Annotated in this window: 12 protein-coding genes; 7 read left to right on the forward strand and 5 right to left on the reverse strand. The window is 71.7% G+C overall.

Annotation, left to right across the window (positions count from 1 at the left end):
• Positions 1–122: 122 nt before the first annotated feature.
• Positions 123–548 (reverse strand): heavy metal-responsive transcriptional regulator, encoded by a 426-nt coding sequence (locus QI633_RS10895; RefSeq protein WP_141799154.1) that lies wholly within the window; start codon positions 546–548, stop codon positions 123–125.
• The gene (locus tag QI633_RS10900) at positions 545–973 is read right to left on the reverse strand and encodes a hypothetical protein (protein WP_282428971.1); all 429 of its coding nucleotides are present in this window, start codon (positions 971–973) and stop codon (positions 545–547) included. The genes QI633_RS10895 and QI633_RS10900 overlap by 4 nt, the downstream gene beginning before the upstream one ends.
• A gap of 99 nt (positions 974–1072) precedes the next feature.
• On the opposite strand from QI633_RS10900, the gene QI633_RS10905 reads away from it, so the two are divergent.
• The 7 genes from QI633_RS10905 to QI633_RS10935 all read left to right on the forward strand — a co-directional run bounded on the left by QI633_RS10905 (position 1073) and on the right by QI633_RS10935 (position 13660).
• The gene (locus tag QI633_RS10905; RefSeq protein WP_282428972.1) at positions 1073–3679 is read left to right on the forward strand and encodes a DNA translocase FtsK; all 2607 of its coding nucleotides are present in this window, start codon (positions 1073–1075) and stop codon (positions 3677–3679) included.
• A gap of 5 nt (positions 3680–3684) precedes the next feature.
• Positions 3685–5265, forward strand: a complete 1581-nt coding sequence (locus QI633_RS10910) for a helix-turn-helix transcriptional regulator (protein ID WP_260806587.1) — start codon at positions 3685–3687, stop codon at positions 5263–5265.
• A gap of 55 nt (positions 5266–5320) precedes the next feature.
• A complete protein-coding gene (gene rimO / locus QI633_RS10915) occupies positions 5321–6778 on the forward strand; it encodes a 30S ribosomal protein S12 methylthiotransferase RimO (protein ID WP_282428973.1) in 1458 nt (485 codons plus the stop codon).
• A complete protein-coding gene (gene pgsA, locus QI633_RS10920) occupies positions 6775–7416 on the forward strand; it encodes a CDP-diacylglycerol--glycerol-3-phosphate 3-phosphatidyltransferase (RefSeq protein WP_282428974.1) in 642 nt (213 codons plus the stop codon). The genes rimO and pgsA overlap by 4 nt, the downstream gene beginning before the upstream one ends.
• Positions 7417–7635: 219 nt before the next feature.
• On the forward strand, positions 7636–12732 hold the full coding sequence (locus QI633_RS10925; protein ID WP_282428975.1) for an ExeM/NucH family extracellular endonuclease: 5097 nt from the start codon (positions 7636–7638) through the stop codon (positions 12730–12732).
• A gap of 59 nt (positions 12733–12791) precedes the next feature.
• On the forward strand, positions 12792–13295 hold the full coding sequence (locus QI633_RS10930) for a CinA family protein (RefSeq protein ID WP_282428976.1): 504 nt from the start codon (positions 12792–12794) through the stop codon (positions 13293–13295).
• Between the two features lie 56 nt (positions 13296–13351).
• Positions 13352–13660, forward strand: coding sequence for a helix-turn-helix transcriptional regulator (locus QI633_RS10935; RefSeq protein ID WP_141799146.1), 309 nt, complete (start codon positions 13352–13354; stop codon positions 13658–13660).
• Between the two features lie 116 nt (positions 13661–13776).
• On the opposite strand, the gene htpX is transcribed toward QI633_RS10935, so the two are convergent.
• The 3 genes from htpX to QI633_RS10950 are packed head-to-tail and all read right to left on the reverse strand — an operon-like array spanning position 13777 to position 20049.
• Positions 13777–14649 (reverse strand): zinc metalloprotease HtpX, encoded by an 873-nt coding sequence (gene htpX, locus QI633_RS10940; RefSeq protein WP_282428977.1) that lies wholly within the window; start codon positions 14647–14649, stop codon positions 13777–13779.
• 56 nt (positions 14650–14705) lie between these two features.
• Complete coding sequence (locus tag QI633_RS10945; RefSeq protein ID WP_141799144.1) at positions 14706–15503, reverse strand: DNA-formamidopyrimidine glycosylase family protein; 798 nt, start codon at positions 15501–15503, stop codon at positions 14706–14708.
• Positions 15496–20049, reverse strand: a complete 4554-nt coding sequence (locus tag QI633_RS10950) for an ATP-dependent helicase (RefSeq protein ID WP_282428978.1) — start codon at positions 20047–20049, stop codon at positions 15496–15498. Before QI633_RS10950 ends, QI633_RS10945 begins: the two co-directional genes overlap by 8 nt.
• Positions 20050–20063 lie beyond the last annotated feature (14 nt).

The following is a 20063-nucleotide window of genomic DNA, read 5'->3' on the forward strand; positions in this document are numbered from 1 at the left end:
AAATGTTCTCCTCGAGATAGAACGTGCCCTCGGCAGGTCTAGGGGTACCGGCTCCCGCGCACGTTCTCGGCACCTTAGGGGCAGGAATGCGGGCGGTCCAGAGGTTCGGAGCAAACTCTGCGTCAGGCGGGCCGCTGGGCCGCAGGAACTTCGGGACCGGCCTCGCTCCCGAGCGAATGCATGATCGGGCAGGGCTCGTCGGGATCCGTGCACTGAAGGGCGAGAAGGCCGGCCAGGGCACCGCGGAGCTGGACCAGGTCGGCGATCCGGGCGTCGATCTCGGCGAGCTTGTCCCGCCCGCGAGCGGCGACCTCGCCCGCCACGACCACCCGGGTCCCCGACAGCGCGGTCAGCTCGCCGAGCTCGGCGAGAGTGAACCCGAGCTGCTGTCCGCGGCGCAGGTAGCGCACCCGGACCACGTCCGACTCGTCGAAGTCGCGGTAGCCGCTCGTGGTCCGGGGCGGCTCCGGCAGCACGCCCCGGCGCTCGTAGAACCGCAGGGTCGAGACCTTCACCCCGGCCCGCTCGGCCAGCTCGGCGATGTTCACGCCGCGAGGGTACGACGACCGCTCGCCAACGCGACGGCGCCGCCCTGGACCACGGCCCAGGTGAGCTCGGGGACCAGGAACGCGAGGACGACCGGGCTCGCGCCGCTGCCGAGGGCGCTGAGCATGGCGGTCGAGAACAGCACCCGTGCGACGGTGTCGGCCGCGCCGAAGGCGAGCGTGGGACGCCAGATCCGGACGACGGACCACACCACGACCAGGCTGCCGGTCAGGTTGGCGAACAGGACGGTGAAGGTCGCGTCGGCGTCGGGCACGGCTCCGGTGAGGCCGAAGGCCCGGTGCAGGCTGTCGAGCAGCGCGAAGGTGCCGGCCACGGTCCACGGCAGGGCGAAGCCGGCGCTGGCGATGAGGTCGTAGACGGCGGAGGCGCGCACGACGCGACGGGCTGATTGAGGAGTGATCTTCATGGACGTGACGATCGACCCTGCACCATGGTGCAGAGTCAAGCGAGACACACCCCTCTGTGGTCCCTGTGACTGGTGGGACGATCGCCTAGGTTTGGTGTCATGGCGACCCGTACGTCTTCCCCGCCGGCGTCGCGCAGCAGGACCAGTTCTTCCTCCCGCTCGGGCGTGAAGAAGACAGCCAGCTCGCGTACCCGGAGTACGACCACCAAGAAGCGACCGCCGGCCAAGAAGTCGGCGGCGAAGCGGCCTGCCCCGCGCGCCGTGCGCAGCGGGCCCGGGCCGGTGCTGCGCGCGTTCACCGCGCTCGGCAGGGGAGTGGTCGCCCTGTGGCTCGCCTTCGCTCACGGCATCGGCGCGGTCACCCGCGGAGTCGGTCACGGCGCCCGTGACATCGACCCCGAGCAGCGTCGCGACGGCTTCGGCCTGCTCCTGGTCGCGCTTGCGTTGATCATCACCGGCGCGGTCTGGTTCGAGGTGCCCGGCGGCGTCATGGACTTCACCCGCGCCGCGGTGTCCGGCTCGGTCGGCAAGATCGGCTGGTTCGTGCCGCTGCTCGTGCTGGCCGCGGGATGGCGCGTCATGCGCGACCCGGTCGGCAACGGCCCGGTCGGTCGCCAGGTCATCGGCTGGACCGCCTTCGCGTTCGGGCTGCTCGGCATCGTCCACATCGCCAACGGCAGCCCCGAGCCCGTCCAGGGCGACACCACGCCGCTGCGCGACGGCGGCGGCGCGGTCGGGTACGTCGTCTCGGCGCTGCTGCTGGACCTGCTCCGTGCGCCGGCGGTCGTCGTACCGCTGCTGGCGCTGCTGGCCTTCTTCGGTGTCCTCGTGATCACGGCGACGCCGCTGTACCGCGTGCCCGACCGGCTGCGCGAGATCGGCGACCTGCTGCTCGGCCGCCACCACGACGACGAGAACGCCGGTCCGCTGAGCATTGACGACACCTTCGAGCGGATGGGCGACCCGGCGTACGACTCCCCGGTCCTCGCCGAGCCGAAGAAGCGACGGCGCAGGAAGGACGAGGAGCCGAACCCGGCCGAGGAGTCGATGGAGCTGCTCACGCCCATCGACGTGCCGCTCGTCGACGACGAGCCGGTCGACCCGGAGGCAGGGTCGAACGCGCTCATCGCCCGTCGGCTGGCGCAGTCCACGACCGCCGATGACGAGACCGGCGAGCTCGAGCCGCCGCCGCACGCCGACCTGCCCCAGCGCGTCGAGCAGCTCGCCCTGTCCGGCGACATCGTCTACACGCTGCCCGACGCCACCGCGCTCAAGCCGGGCGACCCGCACCGGGCGCGCTCCAAGGCCAGCGACGACGTCGTCAGCCGGCTGCAGGGCGTGCTCGACGAGTTCAACGTCGATGCACAGGTCACCGGCTACACGCGCGGCCCGACGGTCACCCGCTACGAGATCGAGCTCGGCACGGGCGTCAAGGTCGAGAAGATCCTCGGCGTCCAGCGCAACATCTCCTACGCCGTCGGCTCGGAGGACGTCCGCATCCTCAGCCCGATCCCCGGCAAGTCCGCGGTCGGCGTCGAGATCCCCAACACCGACAAGGAGATCGTCTCCCTCGGCGACGTGCTCCGCTCCAACGTCGCTCGCACCGACCATCACCCGCTGGTGGCGGGCCTCGGCAAGGACGTCGAGGGCGGCTTCGTCGTCGCGAACCTCGCGAAGATGCCGCACCTGCTGGTCGCCGGTGCCACCGGCTCCGGAAAGTCGAGCTTCATCAACTCGATGATCACCTCGGTGCTGATGCGCTCCACGCCCGACGAGGTGCGGATGATCATGGTCGACCCCAAGCGGGTCGAGCTGAACGCCTACGAGGGCGTCCCGCACCTGATCACGCCGATCATCACCAACCCCAAGAAGGCCGCCGAGGCGCTCGAGTGGGTCTGCCGCGAGATGGACATGCGGTACGACGACCTGGCCAACTTCGGATTCCGGCACATCAACGACTTCAACAAGGCCGTGCGCGAGGGCAAGGTCGAGGTCCCGCCGGGCAGCGAGCGCACGCTGACGCCGTACCCGTACCTGCTGGTGATCGTCGACGAGCTCGCGGACCTGATGATGGTCGCTCCGCGTGACGTGGAGAGCTCGATCGTCCGGATCACCCAGCTCGCCCGTGCCGCCGGCATCCACCTGGTGCTCGCGACGCAGCGCCCGTCGGTCGACGTCGTCACCGGCCTGATCAAGGCGAACGTCCCGTCCCGTCTGGCGTTCGCGACCTCCAGCCTCGCCGACAGCCGGGTCATCCTCGACACCCCGGGCGCCGAGAAGCTGGTCGGCCAGGGTGACGGCCTCTTCCTGCCGATGGGTGCCTCCAAGCCGATCCGCGTGCAGGGATCCTGGGTCAGCGAGCCCGAGATCCAGCAGGTCGTCAAGCACTGCAAGGGCCAGCTCGAGCCGAGCTACCGCGAGGACGTCACCGCGCCGGCAGCGTCCAGCAAGGTGCTCGACGACGACATCGGCGACGACATGGACCTGGTCATCCAGGCGATCGAGCTCGTGGTCTCCACGCAGTTCGGCTCCACCTCGATGCTGCAGCGCAAGCTCCGTGTCGGCTTCGCCAAGGCCGGCCGGCTGATGGACATCCTCGAGAGCCGCGGCGTCGTCGGGCCAAGCGAGGGGTCCAAGGCGCGCGACGTGCTGGTCAAGCCCGACGAGATCGATGCCGTGATCATGACCATCCAGGGGGAGGCGTGAGCGAGATGAGCGAGAACCCGACCGAGCACCCGATCGAGACCACCGGCCGCCAGATCGAGGTCCGCCGCAACATCGCCCTGTCGGCCTCGGTCGGCGGGTTCGCCGCGCTGCTGACGGTCGCCTTCGCGGTGCGCGCCTTCAGCGGCGGCAGCACCCTGGACTGGGTGTCCTTCGGCGTGCTGGCCCTGGTCGCCGTCGCGCACGTGGCCGCCCTCGTCGACGGTCGTGCTCCGCTGCTGGTCGCCGACCACCACGGCGTGCGGGTGCGCCAGGGGGCGACCTGGCGCGGGATCGCCTGGCCCGAGATCGACTGTCTCGAGCACCTGCCGCGACGTGGCCTGGTCCGCGACGGGCACGTCCTCGTCGACGGGTACGACGACCAGCAGCTCGTCGTACCGCTGACGCTGGCGACTCGCGTGGTCGGCGTCGAGACCGGGTCCCTGAGCGACGCGCTGGCCGACCTCGCCGACGGCCGTGCCGACGTGGTGGAGGTGGTGCCGGGCCTGGCCGACGAGGGCACCGCGCCCCGCGCCGAGTCGGTGCCCACGCTGAGCGACCTGTACCCCGACGACGCGCCGGCCGCCCCCGAGGCCCGGCGCGGCATCGCCGCGCGGGTGGCAGCCGGACTGAGCGGCCGGCAGGCCGACTTCGAGGACACCGGTGAGGTGGTCCTCGCCGAGGACACCGAGACCACCGACGAGTTCGCTGCCGTCGAGGAAGAGACGCCCACTCCCGAGCGCACCACCGTGCTCGCGGCGCGAGTCGAGCTGGACCGCCCGACCCTCATCCGGGCGCCGGTCGTCGACGCGCCGCTCGCGACCGAGCAGGCCGGGGACGTCACCGTCGTCCTCGAGGACCTCGCGCTGCAGCCGGCCGCCCAGCCGGTCATCGGGCCCGAGCTGACCGCCGCCCGCGACCGTCTGCGGCTGACGATCGACCAGCTCTCCGAGCGGACCCGGATCCGTCCCCACGTCATCGAGGCGATCGAGGTCGACGACTTCGCTCCCTGCGGTGGCGACTTCTATGCCCGTGGCCACCTGCGCACCCTCGCGCGGGTGCTCGGCATCGACGCGGGACCGCTCGTGGCGTCGTACGACGACACCTATGCCGACGCCCCCGTCGACCCCCGTCGCGTGTTCGAGGCCGAGCTCGCCACCGGCACCGGTGGCTCGATCCGCAGCACCCGCGGCGGCCGCAACTGGTCGGTGCTCATCGCCGCGGTGATGGGCGCGGTGCTGGTCTGGTCCGTGGCCCGTCTGGTCATGGGCGGCCCCGCGCCGGTCGGCGACACCCCGGTCCTCAACCAGAGCGGCGGCATCTCCAAGGCCGCCGCCGCGAAGGGCGACCCGGTCAAGCTGAGCCTGGTCGCGGCCGGCGGGGGAGCCCAGCTGGTCATCCGCGACGCCGCCGGCGAGATCGTCTTCGACGGCAACCTGGCCTTCGGTCAGACCTCCGAGCTCAAGGTGGTGCCGCCGGTGCGGATCTGGAGCTCCGACGGGTCGGTGACCTACGCGATCGGCGGCAAGAAGCCGCAGGCGCTCGGCGAGACCGGGTCCGAGGTCTCCAAGACCGTCGCGGGCTCCTGATCACACGACCGAGGAATGCCGGCGGGCCCACGTCCGCCGGTATCCTCGACCGGACATGACCAGCACACCCACGAACCCCGTCTCGGTCGCGCTGCTCACCCTCGGGTGCGCGCGCAACGACGTCGACTCCGAGGAGCTGGCCGGCCGCCTCGCCGCGGACGGCTTCACGCTCGTCGAGGACCCCGAGGACGCCGACACGGTCGTGGTCAACACGTGCGGCTTCGTCGACGCGGCCAAGAAGGACTCGATCGACACCCTGCTCGCTGCCGCCGACCTCAAGGAGTCGGGCCGGCCGCAGGCCGTCGTGGCGGTGGGCTGCCTGGCCGAGCGGTACGGCGAGGAGCTCGCCGACTCGCTGCCCGAGGCCGACGCCGTGCTGGGCTTCGACGACTACCAGGACATCTCCGGCCGCCTGCGCTCGATCCTGGCCGGCGAGCGGCCGCACCCGCACACCCCGCGCGACCGGCGGCTGCTGCTGCCGATCAGCCCCGCTGAGCGGCAGGCGGTCGTCGAGACGGCCGAGACCGCCGGGTTCGGCGCCGACGTCGACATCGCCATCCCCGGCCGCTCCGCCATCCGGCGCCGCCTCGACGGCGGCCCGATGGCCCCGCTCAAGCTCGCCAGCGGCTGCGACCGGCGCTGCACCTTCTGCGCGATCCCCATGTTCCGCGGCTCGTTCGTCAGCCGCCGGCCCTCCGACGTCCTGCAGGAGGCGCACTGGCTCGCCGAGCAGGGCGTCAAGGAGCTGTTCCTCGTCTCGGAGAACTCCACGTCCTACGGCAAGGACCTCGGCGACCTCGGCCTGCTCGAGACGCTGCTGCCCGAGCTGACCGGGATCGACGGCATCGAGCGGGTCCGGGTCTCCTACCTGCAGCCCGCCGAGACCCGCCCCGGACTGGTCCGCGCCATCGCGACCACCCCCGGCGTGGCGCCGTACTTCGACCTGTCGTTCCAGCACGCCAGCGCCACGGTGCTGCGCCGGATGCGCCGCTTCGGCGACCCGGAGAGCTTCCTCGGCCTGCTCGAGCAGGTACGCGGACTCGCGCCCGAGGCGGGCGTGCGCTCCAACGTCATCGTCGGCTTCCCCGGCGAGACCGAGGAGGAGTTCCAGACGCTGTGCGACTTCCTGGTCGCCGCGCGGATGGACGTGACCGGTGTGTTCGGCTACTCCGACGAGGACGGCACCGAGGCCGAGAAGCTCGACGGCAAGCTCGACGAGGACGAGATCAACGCCCGCGTCCAGCACCTCAACGACCTGGTCTCCGAGCTCACCTCGCAGCGCGCGGAGGAGCGGATCGGCAGCACCGTCGAGGTGCTCGTCGAGGAGCTCGACCCCGACGGCACCGGTGACGGCACCATCGAGGGACGCGCCGCCCAACAGGGCCCCGAGGTCGACGGCACCACCCGGGTGCTCGGCGCGCCCGACGCGCGTGTGGGTGACCTCGTCACCGCGGTCGTCATCGCCACCGACGGCGTCGACCTGATCGCCGAACCCGCAGGAGGACAGGGATGAGCGAGACCAGCACGGGGCAGACCCCGACCGCGGCCAAGCCGAGCAACTGGAACCTCCCCAACGCGCTGACCACGCTGCGGATCGTGCTGGTGCCCTTCTACGGCTGGGCGCTGCTGTACGACGGGGGCGAGTCGATCACCTGGCGCACCGTCGCCTGGGCGATCTTCTTCGTCGCGATGGTCACCGACAAGGTCGACGGCGACATCGCCCGGGCCCGCAACCTGGTCACCGACTTCGGCAAGATCGCCGACCCGATCGCCGACAAGGCGATCACCGGCATGGCCTTCATCGGCCTGTCGATCATCATGGACACCTGGTGGATGTGGACGATCACGATCGTCGTCCTGGTCCGCGAGTGGGCGGTCACCCTGCTGCGCCTGTCGGTGCTCAAGTCGGTCGTCATCGCCGCCGCCCAGAGCGGCAAGTGGAAGACCGCCGCCCAGGCCCTCGCGCTCGGCTTCCTCACCCTGCCGCTGCTCGAGGTCGACGGCTGGCTCGACGTACCCGGCGAGGTCGTCTACGTCGGCGCGATCGTGCTGCTGCTCGTCGCGTTCGTGCTGACCATCTGGTCCGGCTACGAGTTCTTCCGCGACGTCTGGAAGCAGCGCCACTCGATCCGCAAGCCGTCGGCCGCCTGAGCGTCTCGCTGAGATCGTCCGGTCCACCGGACCGCAAGGGCAACATCTGACGGCAGGGCGTCGCCTTTTCGTCACTTGATTTTCCTCAGGCCCTTGCCAGTCGGACCGAGGCGCAGCCTAGGTTAAGGACCCTTCCCCCCGTTCTCGCTGGCATCTCGGGCGCGCGCGATCGGCTGTCCTTTGCCGCTTTGACGACCTCGGAAGTAGCTCATGCGCTCAGTGAAACAGCTCCTCTTCGGCTCCCTCGGCGCGGCGATCGCCGCCACGGGACTCGCCGCCGTCCAGACCACGCCCGCTCAGGCGGACCCCGGCGGCACGGGTGTGGTGATCTCAGAGGTGTACGGCGGCGGCGGGCTCGCCGCCGGCGGCGGCTTCCCGGTGTCGTCGTTCACCAATGACTTCATCGAGCTCTACAACCCGACGGATACTGCGGTTGACCTGAGCGGCTGGGCCGTCTTCTACGGCAGCGCGACACGGGCGAACCCATCCAACATCACGAACAAGACCGACCTCACGGGCTCTATCCCGGCGCACGGCCACTACCTCATCCAGGGGTCGGGCAACGTGGCCAACGGCACGGCGATGCCCGCGGCCGACGTCACCGGCAACCTGGCGATGAGCACCAGTTCGGGCCTGGTGGTCCTTGGCAACCAGAGCACACTCAACTTGCCGACGGGCGACATCAAGAACACGACGGGCGTCGTCGACGCCGTCGGCTACGGGACGGCCAACACCTTCGAGTCCCTCGCCCAGGGCACGACGCTCTCGGGCACGACGTCGGCGGCGCGCTCGGCGACAGGGGCCGACACGGACGCGAACAACACCGACTTCACGGTCGGCGCGCCGACGCCGACCAACAGCCACGAGAACGCGGTCCAGCCGCTCGAAGCGGCGAACCAGACCGAGGTGACGGGCTACAACGGCGTGGCTCTCACCCAGGTCAACCTGTCCGCGACCGGCGGCGTCGCGCCGTACACCTGGGCGATCACCAGCGGCACGCCGCCCACCGGGGTGACGCTGAGCCCGTCCGGCGCTCTGAGCGGTACCCCGAGCGGCGTGGGGTCGTTCCCGGTCACCGCGACGGTCACCGACAGCACGGCCGGCACGGCCCTGACTGACACGGTCGACTTCACGATCACGATCGCGGCGGCGCCCACGACCCTCACGATCGCCGAGATCCAGGGCACGGGAGCCACCTCACCCAAGGCCGGGCAGGTCGTCACGACCACTGGTGTCGTCACGGCGATGTACAAGGACCCGTCGTTCGCCGACTCCAGCTTCGACGGCATGTACATCCAGACCGGCGGCACCGGTGCCACGGACACCACGCCCGGTGCGTCCGACGCGATCTTCGTCTATGGCGCCAACGCCATGCCGTCCGACGTGGCGATCGGTGATTCCGTGCAGGTCACCGGCACCGTGAGCGAAGCCTTCGACGCCTTGACCGAGATCACCCCCGGGGCCGGTGGCGTCACCGAGCTCGCGGAGCCGCTCGAGGGCGTGACGCCCCTCGCAATCGCCTACCCGACGACCGAGGCGGGGCGCGAGGCGCAGGAGGGCATGCTGCTCGCACCCACGGACGACTTCACGGTCACCAACTCCTACAACATCAACACCTTCGGGGAGATCGGCCTCGCCACCGGCGACCGTCCGTTGCGCCAGCCGACCGAGCACGCGGCCGACACCGACACCACCGAGCTCGACGCGATCAAGGCGGACAACGCGGCTCGTGCCGTAGCCCTGGACGACGGCACGTCGCTCAACTACATGACGAATGCCGCCGCCAAGAACCAGCCCCTGCCGTGGCTGACCAAGACGAATGCCGTGCGGGTGGGCGCGGCGGTGACCCTCACCGGTCCGGTCGTCCTCGACTTCCGCAACAACACCTGGAAGTTCCAGCCGATCTCGCCCATCTTCGACAATGGCGCCGGTACGGCGACCTTCGAGGACACCCGAGCAGGCAACCTGGCCCCAGGTGCCGTCGGTGGCGACCTGAAGATCGCGACGTTCAACGTCCTCAACTACTTCAACACCACCGGTGAGCAGTACGTCGCGACCGGTGCGGCCCAGTCGCCGCCGGTCAACACCCAGTGCACCTGGTACGACGACCGGCAGGGCAACCACATCGCCGACAACCGCTGCGGTGTTGTCACCAACGGCGTGAACGCCGGCAACGGTCCTCGCGGTGCGGCCACCCAGGCGAGCCTCGACCGCCAGAAGGCGAAGATCGTCACCGCGATCAACGCGTTGAACGCGGACGTCGTGGGTCTGCAGGAGGTCGAGAACTCGATCAAGCTGCTCGGCGAGACGGACCGCGATGACGCACTTCGCTCGCTGGTCACGGCGCTCAACGACGCTGCCGGCTCCGAGGTCTGGAAGTTCGTGCACAGCCCGGGCGAGGCCACCGTTGCCGCTGCGGTTGCCGAGCAGGATGTGATCCGGCCGGCGTTCATCTACCGCGCTGCGAGCGTCGAGACCGTGGGGAGCTCCGACATCCTGTTCGGGACCACCGAGTTCGCCAACGCCCGCGAGCCGCTCGCCCAGGCGTTCAAGGCCAAGGGAGCGCTCGACAGCGACGCGTTCGCGGTCGTCCTCAACCACTTCAAGTCCAAGGGCGACAGCGACCCGGCGGCGACCGGTGACAACGCCAACAACGCCGACACCGGCGCCTTCAACGGCGACCGGACCCGGCAGGCGTACCGCCTGCGCGAGTTCGCGGACGACTTCGCGGCCGCGCGGGGCATCGACGCGGTCTTCCTCGCGGGTGACTTCAACTCCTACTCGCAGGAGGACCCGATCCGGGTCCTGACCAAGCGTGGCTACCACCTGGTCGACTCAACGCTGGACCCCGACGAGGAGAGCTACTCCTACTCCGGCCTCTCCGGCTCCCTCGACCACGTGCTCGCCAACGATGCCGCGAAGGCGATGGTGACCGGCGCGGACGTGTGGGACATCAACGCGGCCGAGTCCCCGGCGTACCAGTACAGCCGGTTCAACTACAACGTCACCGACCTGTGGCAGCCGGACCTGCCGTTCGCAGCGTCCGACCACAACCCGGAGGTCGTCGGCATCGACGTTCCGGACATCGTCGGTGGTCCGTTCAAGAAGGTCCAGGTGTTGGGTACCAACGACTTCCACGGCCGGATCCTGCCCTCGGGCGGAGACAGCGCTGGAGCCTCGGTGCTGTCGGGAGCGGTGAAGTCGCTGCGGGCCGACAACCCGAACACCGTGTTCGCTGCCGCCGGTGACCTGGTCGGGGCCTCGACCTTCGAGTCCTTCATCCAGGACGACAACCCGACCATCGACGCGCTCAACAAGGCTGGCCTCGACGTGTCGGCGGCCGGCAACCACGAGTTCGACCGCGGATACGCCGACTTCGTCGACCGCATCCAGGACCGGGCGAACTGGACCTATATCGCAGCGAACGTCGAGGAGCCGGCCGGGAAGCCGGACAAGCTCGCCGAGACCTGGACGAAGACGGTCGACGGCGTGACGATCGGCTTCGTCGGTGCGGTGACCGAGGACCTGCCGTCGCTGGTCAGCCCGGCCGGAATCCAGGGCGTGACGGTCACCGACATCGTGGACGCGACCAACTCCGCCGCCGCGCAGCTCAAGGACGACGGCGCAGACTTGGTGATCCTGCTGGTGCACGAGGGTTCGCCGACGACCGACTGCTCCTCGCCGAGCTTCACGGACCCGTCGACCGTGTGGGGCAACATCACCCAGAACACCTCGGCCGACGTCGACGCGATCATCTCGGGTCACACGCACCTGCTCTACAACTGCTCGTACACCGTCGACGAGTGGGCCAGCGAGGGCCGCGACGTCACGAAGCGGCCGGTCGTCTCCGCCGGCCAGTACGGTCAGAACCTCAACCAGCTGGTCTTCACCTACGCCGGTGACGACTTGGTGGCGGTGGCTCAGGACGTGATCGGCATCGCCGGCACGGGATACCCGACGGACCCGAAGGTCGACCCGATCGTGTCCTCCGCGGTCGCCCAGGCCGACGTCCTCGGGGCGAAGGTCCTCGGCAAGATCCAGGGGCCGTTCAACCGGGCGAAGCTGCAGAACGGCAGCACCGAGAACCGCGGCGGAGAGTCGACGCTCGGCAACCTGGTGGCCGAGGTCCAGCGCTGGGCCACCGAGCAGCCGGAGTCCGGCAGCGCCCAGATCGCGTTCATGAACCCCGGGGGTCTGCGGCAGGACATGGTCGGAACGGGGACCGGGAGCCCGCGTGATCTGACCTACAAGCAGGCCGCGGTGGTCCAGCCGTTTGCGAACACGTTGGTCAACATGAAGCTGACCGGTGCTCAGATCGAGACGGTCCTCGAGCAGCAGTGGCAGCGCACCACCGCCGGCGCGGTACCGTCGCGTCCGTTCCTTCGGCTCGGCGTGTCGAGCGGGTTCACCTACACCTATGTCGAGACTCCGGTGACGGTGAGCGGGACGCAGACCTTCCAGGGCGAGGTCACGGGCATGTGGCTGAACGGCGTACCTGTCGATGCGGCACAGGTCTACTCGGTGACGGTCAACTCGTTCCTCGCCTCCGGGGGCGACAACTTCTTCGAGCTGGCCAACGGCGCGAGCAAGAAGGACACCGGGAAGATCGACCTGCAGGCGATGGTCGACTACATGGCGGCCAAGGCGTCCGGCACGCCGTTGCCTGTGGACGGCTCTCAGCACGCGGTCGAGGTGGAGTTCCCCGCCGGCGCCCCCGAGTCGTACGCCCCCGGCAGCCACGTGACGTTCGACGTGGGCTCGTGGGCGATGTCGGGCTCCGACCCCAAGGACGCCGAGCTGCAGGTCAAGCTCGGTGACCAGGTCCTCGGTAGTGCCGCGGTGGACAACACCATCGGCACGGCGGTCTACGACCATTACGGAACGGCCGCCGTCGACGTGGTCCTGCCCGCCAGTACGCCCGGGGGTGTCGTCACGCTGACCCTGGTCGGCGCCCAGACCGGCACCGAGGTGCGGGTCCCGATCGCGGTGTCCGGCGGTGTCGTGACGCCGCCGGCAGGGCAGCAGGCGGTGACCCTCACCGTCACCACCAAGCCGAAGAAGGTCGTGGTCGGCAAGACCCGTGCGAAGGTCGTCGTCGAGGTGGTCGACGCCGGGGGCAAGCCGGTCACCGGGACCGTCACCGTCAAGGTCAAGGGGCAGAAGGCCCGGACCGTGACGGTGGTCGACGGCACGGCCACGGTCAAGCTCAAGGCATTCACGACGCCCGGCAAGAAGAAGGTCGTCGTCACCTTCCCCGCCACGGCCACCTACTTGACCGCGACGGCGACCACGAAGATCAAGGTGGTGCGTCGCTGATCCCGACACACCTGGGCTGACCGAGGGCCTCGGTCGGTGCCCCGTGACACGATGCGGTCATGGAGTCACCGGCCGAGGCCCTCGTTCGCATGCTGCGCGCCGCCAGCGCCAGTGTGGCCACGGCCGAGTCGCTGACCGGTGGACTCCTGGCCGCTCGCCTGACAGCGGTGCCCGGCTCGTCGGTGGTCTACGCCGGCGGCGTGGTGAGCTACCAGACGCACATCAAGGTCGAGGTGCTCGGCGTGCCCCAGGACGTCGTCGACACGTACGGCGTCGTGTCGGCCGAGTGCGCCCGGGCGATGGCCGACGGGGCGCGGCGGTTGCTCGGGACGGCGTACGCGCTGAGCACGACCGGCGTGGCGGGGCCGGACCGGCAGGAGGACAAGCCGGTCGGGACCGTGTACGTCGGCCTGGCCGGGCCCCGCGGTACCCGGGTGGTGGCCCTGGACCTCGCCGGGGACCGCTTGCAGATCCAGGTCGCGACGGTGGACGCCGCGGTCGCGGCCCTGCTCGACGCGGTCTCACCGGCCGGGCAGCCAGCGGAAGATTCGGGGCTCGGGTAGCGTTGGGCCCAGGACCCGACCACACCCACCCCCCAACCCACGGAGAGGAGTTCGCGATGGTGCTCTTTCGCCGATCGCTCGGTGACATCCTGCGGAGTCGCCGTGCCGAGCTCGGACTGACCCTCCGTGAGGTCTCGGGGGCCGCCCGCGTGAGCCTGGGCTACATCTCCGAGATCGAGCGCGGACAGAAGGAAGCGTCCTCCGAGCTGTTGGCGTCCCTGTGCGACGCGCTCGAGATGCCGCTGTCCGACGTGCTGCGCGAGGTCGCCGACGCGGTGGCCCTCGAGGAGGCCGCGGCCGTGGTGGCCGCCGCCCCGACCCCCATCACGCCGCGCCGCCCGGCTGTCGTCGCCTCCGCCGCCTGACGACCCCGTCGTCGCGGGAGTTTCACCGGCCGACCGGTGAAACTGGTGCTGGGACGAGGAAACTTCCTCGTCCCAGCACCAGTTTTGTCGGCCAACCTCCCGTTATGTCGGCCCGCTCAGCGGCGCGCCATCGCCTCCAGGCGCGCGATCCGGTCTGCCATCGGCGGGTGGGTCGAGAACATCTTCTGCACGTCGCCCGCCCGGAACGGGTTCGCGATCATCATGTGGCTCGCGTTCTGCAGCTGCGGCGTCGGCGCCAGGGGAGCGCGGGCGGTGCCGGTCTCCAGCTTGCGCAGCGCCGAGGCGAGGGCCAGCGGGTCGTCGGTGAGACGGGCGCCGTCCTCGTCGGCGTCGTACTCCCGGGTGCGGCTGATCGCCATCTGGATCACCGCGGCCGCGAACGGCGCGAGCAGTGCGGTGCCGATCATGACCAGCGGGTTGGGCCGGTCCTCGTCATTGCCGCCGCCGAAGATCGACGTGAACGCCAGGAACTGCGCGACCGAGCTGATCACCCCCGCCACGGCGGCGGCCACGGAGCCGGTGAGGATGTCGCGGTTGTAGACGTGCATCAGCTCGTGGCCCAGCACCCCGCGCAGCTCGCGCTCGTCGAGCAGGCCGAGGATGCCCTCGGTGCAGCACACCGCGGCGTGCTGCGGGTTGCGGCCGGTCGCGAACGCATTGGGCGCCTGGGTGGGGGAGACGTACAGCGCCGGCATCGGCTGGCCGGCCCGCTCGGAGAGCTCGCGCACGATCCGGTACATCGCCGGCTGCTGCGACTGCGAGACCGGGTAGGCGTGCATCGCCTTGATGGCGATCTTGTCGGAGTTCCAGTAGCCGTAGGCCGTCGTACCGACGCCGATCAGCGCGAAGATCCAGATGAACGCCGAGCTGCCGGTCGCGGCCGCGATCAGTCCGCCGACCGCAAGCAGCAGCGCGAAGATCGCGCCGAACAGGCCGGCGGTCTTGAGCCCGTTGAAGTGCTGGTGCATGCCTGGTCAACGAACGACGGTGGGTGTCGCGTTCCGCACGTCGCGAGAGACCCGGATCACGTGGCGGGCTGGCAGCGCGGACACCAGTACGTCGTCCGCTCCCGGCCGGCCTCGCCGACCTGGCCGGCCTCGATCGTCGTGCGGCAGCGCAGGCACGGCTGGCGCTGCCGGCGGTAGACCCAGACGGGATTGCGCCGGTCGCCGGTGGTGAGGGGGCGTCCGGAGCGCATCGCCGCCTGCAGCATCTTCCGGGCGCGGTCGAGGAAGCGGGCGGGATCGCGGAGGGTGGCGACCGGTCCGACCGGGCTCACCCCGTGGACGAAGCAGCTCTCCGCGAGCCAGATGGTGCCGATGCCCGCGACCACCGTCTGGTCGAGGAGCGCCTCGCCCAGCACGCGCTCGGGGCGGGCGGTCAGGCGGGCGACCGCCTCGTCGCGCTCGGCGTCGGTCCACGCGCCGAGCAGGTCGGGACCGAGGTGTCCGACGACGGAGGCCTCCTCGGCGGTGGGCAGCAGCTCGACCAGGCCGAGGCGGAACCCGATGGCCTCGACCCGTTCGGTGCGGAGCACGACCCGCGCGTCGGCGGCGGGCCCGGGCCACCGAGCGCCGGGGGCGATCACCCGCCAGCTGCCCTCCATCTTGAGGTGGGTGTGCAGGGTGAGCGGCGTGCCGTCGGGCATGGCCATCCGGGTCAGCAGGTGCTTGCCGTGGGTGGCGGTCCGCTCGACGGTGGCACCCGCCAGGTCCGTGGTGGCGAGCCGGGGGACCCGCAGGTCGGAGCCGGTGAGCACCTGGCCGGCGAGGGCCCGGTCCAGCCGGTCGGCGGTACGACGGACCGCGTCCCCCTCAGGCACGGACCCGCAGTCCGCGCGGGGTGGCCACGAACCCTGCCGCGGCGAGGGCGTCGCGCAGCGGTCCTGCGTTGCCGAGCAGGGCGGTGCCGTCAGCCTTCTCGACCGTGAGCTGCCCGAGCGTCCCGCGCCGCACCGCCGTCGACAGGGCCTCCGCCGCGGGGGTGAGCAGGTCGGGATCGTCGGTCCAGGTGAGCAGGGTCCGCCCGCCGCGCTCGACGTAGAGGACCAGCGCGCCGTCGACCAGCACCACCAGCGCGCCGGCCTTGCGGCCCGGTCGGTGACCCGCGCCCTCCTGCTCGCGTTCGGCGGTGGGCCACGGCAGGGCGGCGCCGTAGGGGTTGGCCGGGTCGGTGGCGGCCAGGGCGATCGCGACCGGCTTGGCGTCGAGCCCCTCGCCGACCGGCGTCGCGAACGACCGCAGCCGGTCGACGGCTCCGGCGGTCCCGAACTGGGCGGCGCCGAGGCCCTCGACGAAGTAGCCGCGGCGACAGCGGCCCGCGTCCTCGAACGCGCTGAGCACCTTGTAGACCGCCGCGAATCCGCCCGGCACCCGCTCGTTGACGACCGCGCCACGGGTCACGACGCCGTGTCTCTCCAGCAGCTGCTCGGCGGCGGCGTGGGCACGACGGGTCGGGTCGGTGTCGATCGGCGGCAACAGCGCCCAGCGGCCCGCGGTCTCGGGCGGTCCGGTGCGGGCGACGCGCCCGGGCCGCGCCGGAGCCCGCCGGGTGCGGTGGGCGGCCCGGCCGGAGCGGGTGAGCGCGCGCAGCGGGGTGAGGGTGTCGTTGGTGAGGTGGCCGCTCCACACCAGCGCCCAGAGCGCCGCGCTGACCGCCTCGTCGAGCGGGGCGTCCTCACCGGCGTCGCGGCAGGCGCGGGCGACCTGGTCGGAGACCTGGCGGAAGAACCAGGCCCCGCCGGGCGCGAGCACGTCGAGCACCCGCTGGTGGAGCGGGTCCTCGACCGGGCCCGGGGCGGGCAGGGTGAGGTGGGCCCGGTCGGCGAGGTGGAGCGAGACCCAGCCGTCGCTGCCGGGCAGCGCGCCGTGGCCGGACCAGACGACCTCGCCGGTCGCGGTCAGCTCGTCGAGCAGCGCCGGCTCGTAGTCGCGCACCCGGGCGGGCAGGACGAGGGACTCCAGCGCACTCGCGGGCATCGGTGCCCCGGCGAGCTGCTCGATCGTGTGCAGCAGGCCGTCGACGCCCCGCGGCCCCTTGCCGCCCCCGGCGGTTGAGCCTGTCGAAACCTGGTGCCACGCCGTCGAGAACCGCGCCAGCGTCGTCGGCTCGACCGGCTCGATCTCGTGGCGCAGCCGGGCCAGGGAGCGGCGCCGCAGCCGCCGCAGCACCTCGACGTCGCACCATTCCTCGCCCGCGCCCACCGGCCGGAACTCGCCGGACAGCACCCGGCCCTGCGCCTCCAGCCGCTGCAGGGTGTGGCGGACGACGGCGACGCCCAGGCCCAGCCGGGTCGCGACCTGCAGATCCGTGAACGGCCCGTGGGTGCGCGCGTAGCGACCGACCAGGTCGGCGAGTGGGTCGTCGACCGGCTCGGTGAACGCAGCAGGGGTGCCGGGCGGCGCCGGGACGCCCAGGCCGTCGCGCAGTCGGGCGACGTCCTCGACGACGGCCCACGCGTCGCCGTAGGCCATCCGCACCTCGACCACGCGGCGCGACGCGACCAGGTCGGCCAGCCACTCGGTGACCGGGGCGTCGTCGCGGGCTCGGGCGGCGACCTCGGCGGCGGTGAGTGGGCCGAGCAGGCGCAGCAGGTCGACGAGGCCCTCGGCGTCGCGGGCGCGGCGCTCGGGGGTGGTGCGCTGGAGCTCTGCCTCGACCTCGGCCAGCACGTCGGGGTCGAGCAGCTCGCGCAGCTCCGCCCGGCCGAGGAGCTCGGCCAACAGGCCCTGGTCGAGGGTGAGTGCCGCGGCCCGGCGCTCGGCGAGCGGCGAGTCGCCCTCGTAGACGAACTGGGCGACGTAGCCGAACATCAGCGTGCGGGAGTAGGGCGAGGGCTGGGTCGTCTCGACCTCGGTGACGGTGACCTCGCGCTGGTCGACGCGGCGCAGCAGGGTGGTCAGGCCCGGCAGGTCGTAGACGTCGTTGAGCACCTCGCGGACGGTCTCGAGCACGATCGGGAACGCCGGGTAGCGGGCGGCGACCTCGAGCAGCGCGGCCGCACGCTGGCGTTGCTGCCACAGGGGCGAGCGCCGGCCGGGGTCGCGGCGGGGGAGAAGCAGGGCGCGGGCGGCGCACTCGCGGAACCTGGCCGCGAAGAGGGCGGAGCCGCCGACCTCGCGGGTGACGATCTCCTCGATCTCGTCGGGCTCGAAGCTGATCAGGTCGGCGCCGGGCGCGTCGGCGTCGGTGTCGGGGATCCGGATCACGATGCCGTCGTCGGAGGCGAGCGCCTGCCCGTCGACGCCGTAGCGCTCCCGCAGCCGGGCGTTGATGGCCAGCGCCCAGGGTGCGTGGACGGCGGTGCCGTAGGGGGAGTGCACGGCCAGGCGCCAGTCGCCGAGCTCGTCGCGGAACCGCTCGACCAGGACGGTGGTGTCGCTGGGCAGCATCCGGGTGGCCTCGACCTGCTCGCGCAGGTAGGCGACCAGGTTGGCGGCGGCGTTGGCGTCGAGTCCGACCTCGCGCGCCCGGGCCTCCGCGGCGGCGTCGGGCAACGCGGCGAGCTCGCGGGTGAACGCCCCGATCGCCTCGCCGAGCTCGGTCGGGCGCCCGGCGGTGTCGCCCTTCCAGAACGGCAGTCGTCCCGGCACGCCGGGCGCCGGGGTGACGATCACCCGGTCGTGGGTGATGTCCTCGATCCGCCAGCTCGTCGCGCCGAGCGCGAACACGTCGCCGACCCGGCTCTCGTAGACCATCTCCTCATCGAGCTCGCCGACGCGCCGGTTGGTGCCCTCGCCGGCGAGGAAGACGCCGTAGAGGCCCCGGTCGGGGATGGTGCCGCCGCTGGTGACGGCGAGCCGCTGGGCGCCGGGCCGACCGCTGATCACGCCGGTGACCCGGTCCCAGGTGATCCGGGGGCGGAGCTCGGCGAACTCGTCGGAGGGGTAGCGCCCGGCGAGGAGATCGAGCACGGCGTCGTACGCCGACCGGGGCAGGTGGGCGTAGGGCGCGCTGCGTCGCACCAGCGCGAACAGCTCGTCGACGTCCCACTCGTCGGCGGCGGTCGCGGCGACGACCTGCTGGGCGAGCACGTCGAGCGGGTTGGCCGGGACCCGGAGCGCCTCGATGCCGCCGGTGCGCATCCGGGCGACGGCGACCGCGGCCGGGGCGAGGTCGCCGCGGTGCTGGGGGAAGAAGACGCCCGCCGAGGTCTCGCCGACCTGGTGGCCCGCGCGCCCGACACGCTGCAGGGCGCTGGCGACGCTGGGCGGCGAGGCGATCTGGAGGACGAGGTCGACCGCGCCCATGTCGATGCCGAGCTCGAGGCTGCTGGTGGCGACCACCGCCGGCAGCCGGCCGGACTTGAGGTCGTCCTCGACGAGCGCGCGCTGCTCCTTGGACACGGAGCCGTGGTGGGTGCGGGCCAGCACCGGGGGAGCGCCGGCCGCGGCCCCCGACTGCGCCATCACCTGCGCCGGCGGGAGGATCCCCTCGGTCGTCATCTCGGCGGCGATCTCGTTGAGGCGCGCGGTCAGCCGCTCCGCCGTACGCCGGCCGTTGGTGAACACGATCGTCGATCGGTGCTCGCCGATCAGCTCGGCCACCCGCTGCTCGACATGGGGCCAGATGCTGGCCCGGCTCGGCGGTGCCGTCGGGTCGTCGTCCTCGACCACCTGTCCGAGCTCGGTCATGTCCTCGACCGGCACCTCGACGCGGAGGTCCCACTCCTTGTGGGTCGGTGGCGCGACGATCTCGACGGGGGCGGTGCCACCGAGGAACCGGGCGACCTCCTCGGTGGGCCGGACCGTCGCGGACAGCCCGATCCGCTGCGCCGGCCGGGGGAGGAGGGCGTCGAGACGTTCGAGGCTGAGCGCGAGGTGGGCGCCGCGCTTGGTGCCGGCGACCGCGTGCACCTCGTCGACGATCACCGTCTCGATGCCGCGCAGGGTCTCGCGGGCCTGGCTGGTGAGGATGAGGAAGAGGGACTCCGGTGTCGTGATGAGGACGTCGGGTGGTCGGGTCGCGAGCCGGCGGCGCTCGTTCGCGGGGGTGTCACCGGAGCGGATGCCGACGCTGACCTCGGGGAACGCCCGGCCGGGATGGAGCCGTTCGGCGGTCTGGCGGATGCCGGTCAACGGCGCACGCAGGTTGCGCTCGACGTCGACGGCGAGCGCCTTGAGGGGCGAGACGTAGAGGACGCGGGTGCGGTGCAGCCTGTCGTCGGGAGCCGGCGTAGTGAGCAGCCTGTCGAGGCCGGCGAGGAAGGCGCTGAGCGTCTTGCCGGAGCCGGTCGGGGCGACCACGAGTGTGTGCTGGCCGCGCGCGATGGCGTCCCACGCGCCGGCCTGGGCGGCGGTGGGCTCGGCGAAGGCGGCGCGGAACCAGGTCCGCGTCGCCTCGCTGAATCGAGCCAGAGCGTCCTCCATTCCGTCATCTTCCC

Origin of the sequence: Nocardioides sp. QY071 (assembly GCF_029961765.1) — a bacterium.
Taxonomy (GTDB): domain Bacteria; phylum Actinomycetota; class Actinomycetes; order Propionibacteriales; family Nocardioidaceae; genus Nocardioides.

Coding starts and splice junctions, on each gene's coding strand:
- QI633_RS10905 (WP_282428972.1), top strand. CDS start 1,073: ATGGCGACCCGTACGTCTTCCCCGCCGGCGTCGCGCAGCAGGACCAGT.
- QI633_RS10930 (WP_282428976.1), top strand. CDS start 12,792: ATGGAGTCACCGGCCGAGGCCCTCGTTCGCATGCTGCGCGCCGCCAGC.
- QI633_RS10935 (WP_141799146.1), top strand. CDS start 13,352: ATGGTGCTCTTTCGCCGATCGCTCGGTGACATCCTGCGGAGTCGCCGT.
- QI633_RS10950 (WP_282428978.1), bottom strand. CDS start 20,049: ATGGAGGACGCTCTGGCTCGATTCAGCGAGGCGACGCGGACCTGGTTC.
- rimO (WP_282428973.1), top strand. CDS start 5,321: ATGACCAGCACACCCACGAACCCCGTCTCGGTCGCGCTGCTCACCCTC.
- htpX (WP_282428977.1), bottom strand. CDS start 14,649: ATGCACCAGCACTTCAACGGGCTCAAGACCGCCGGCCTGTTCGGCGCG.
- pgsA (WP_282428974.1), top strand. CDS start 6,775: ATGAGCGAGACCAGCACGGGGCAGACCCCGACCGCGGCCAAGCCGAGC.
- QI633_RS10910 (WP_260806587.1), top strand. CDS start 3,685: ATGAGCGAGAACCCGACCGAGCACCCGATCGAGACCACCGGCCGCCAG.
- QI633_RS10900 (WP_282428971.1), bottom strand. CDS start 973: ATGAAGATCACTCCTCAATCAGCCCGTCGCGTCGTGCGCGCCTCCGCC.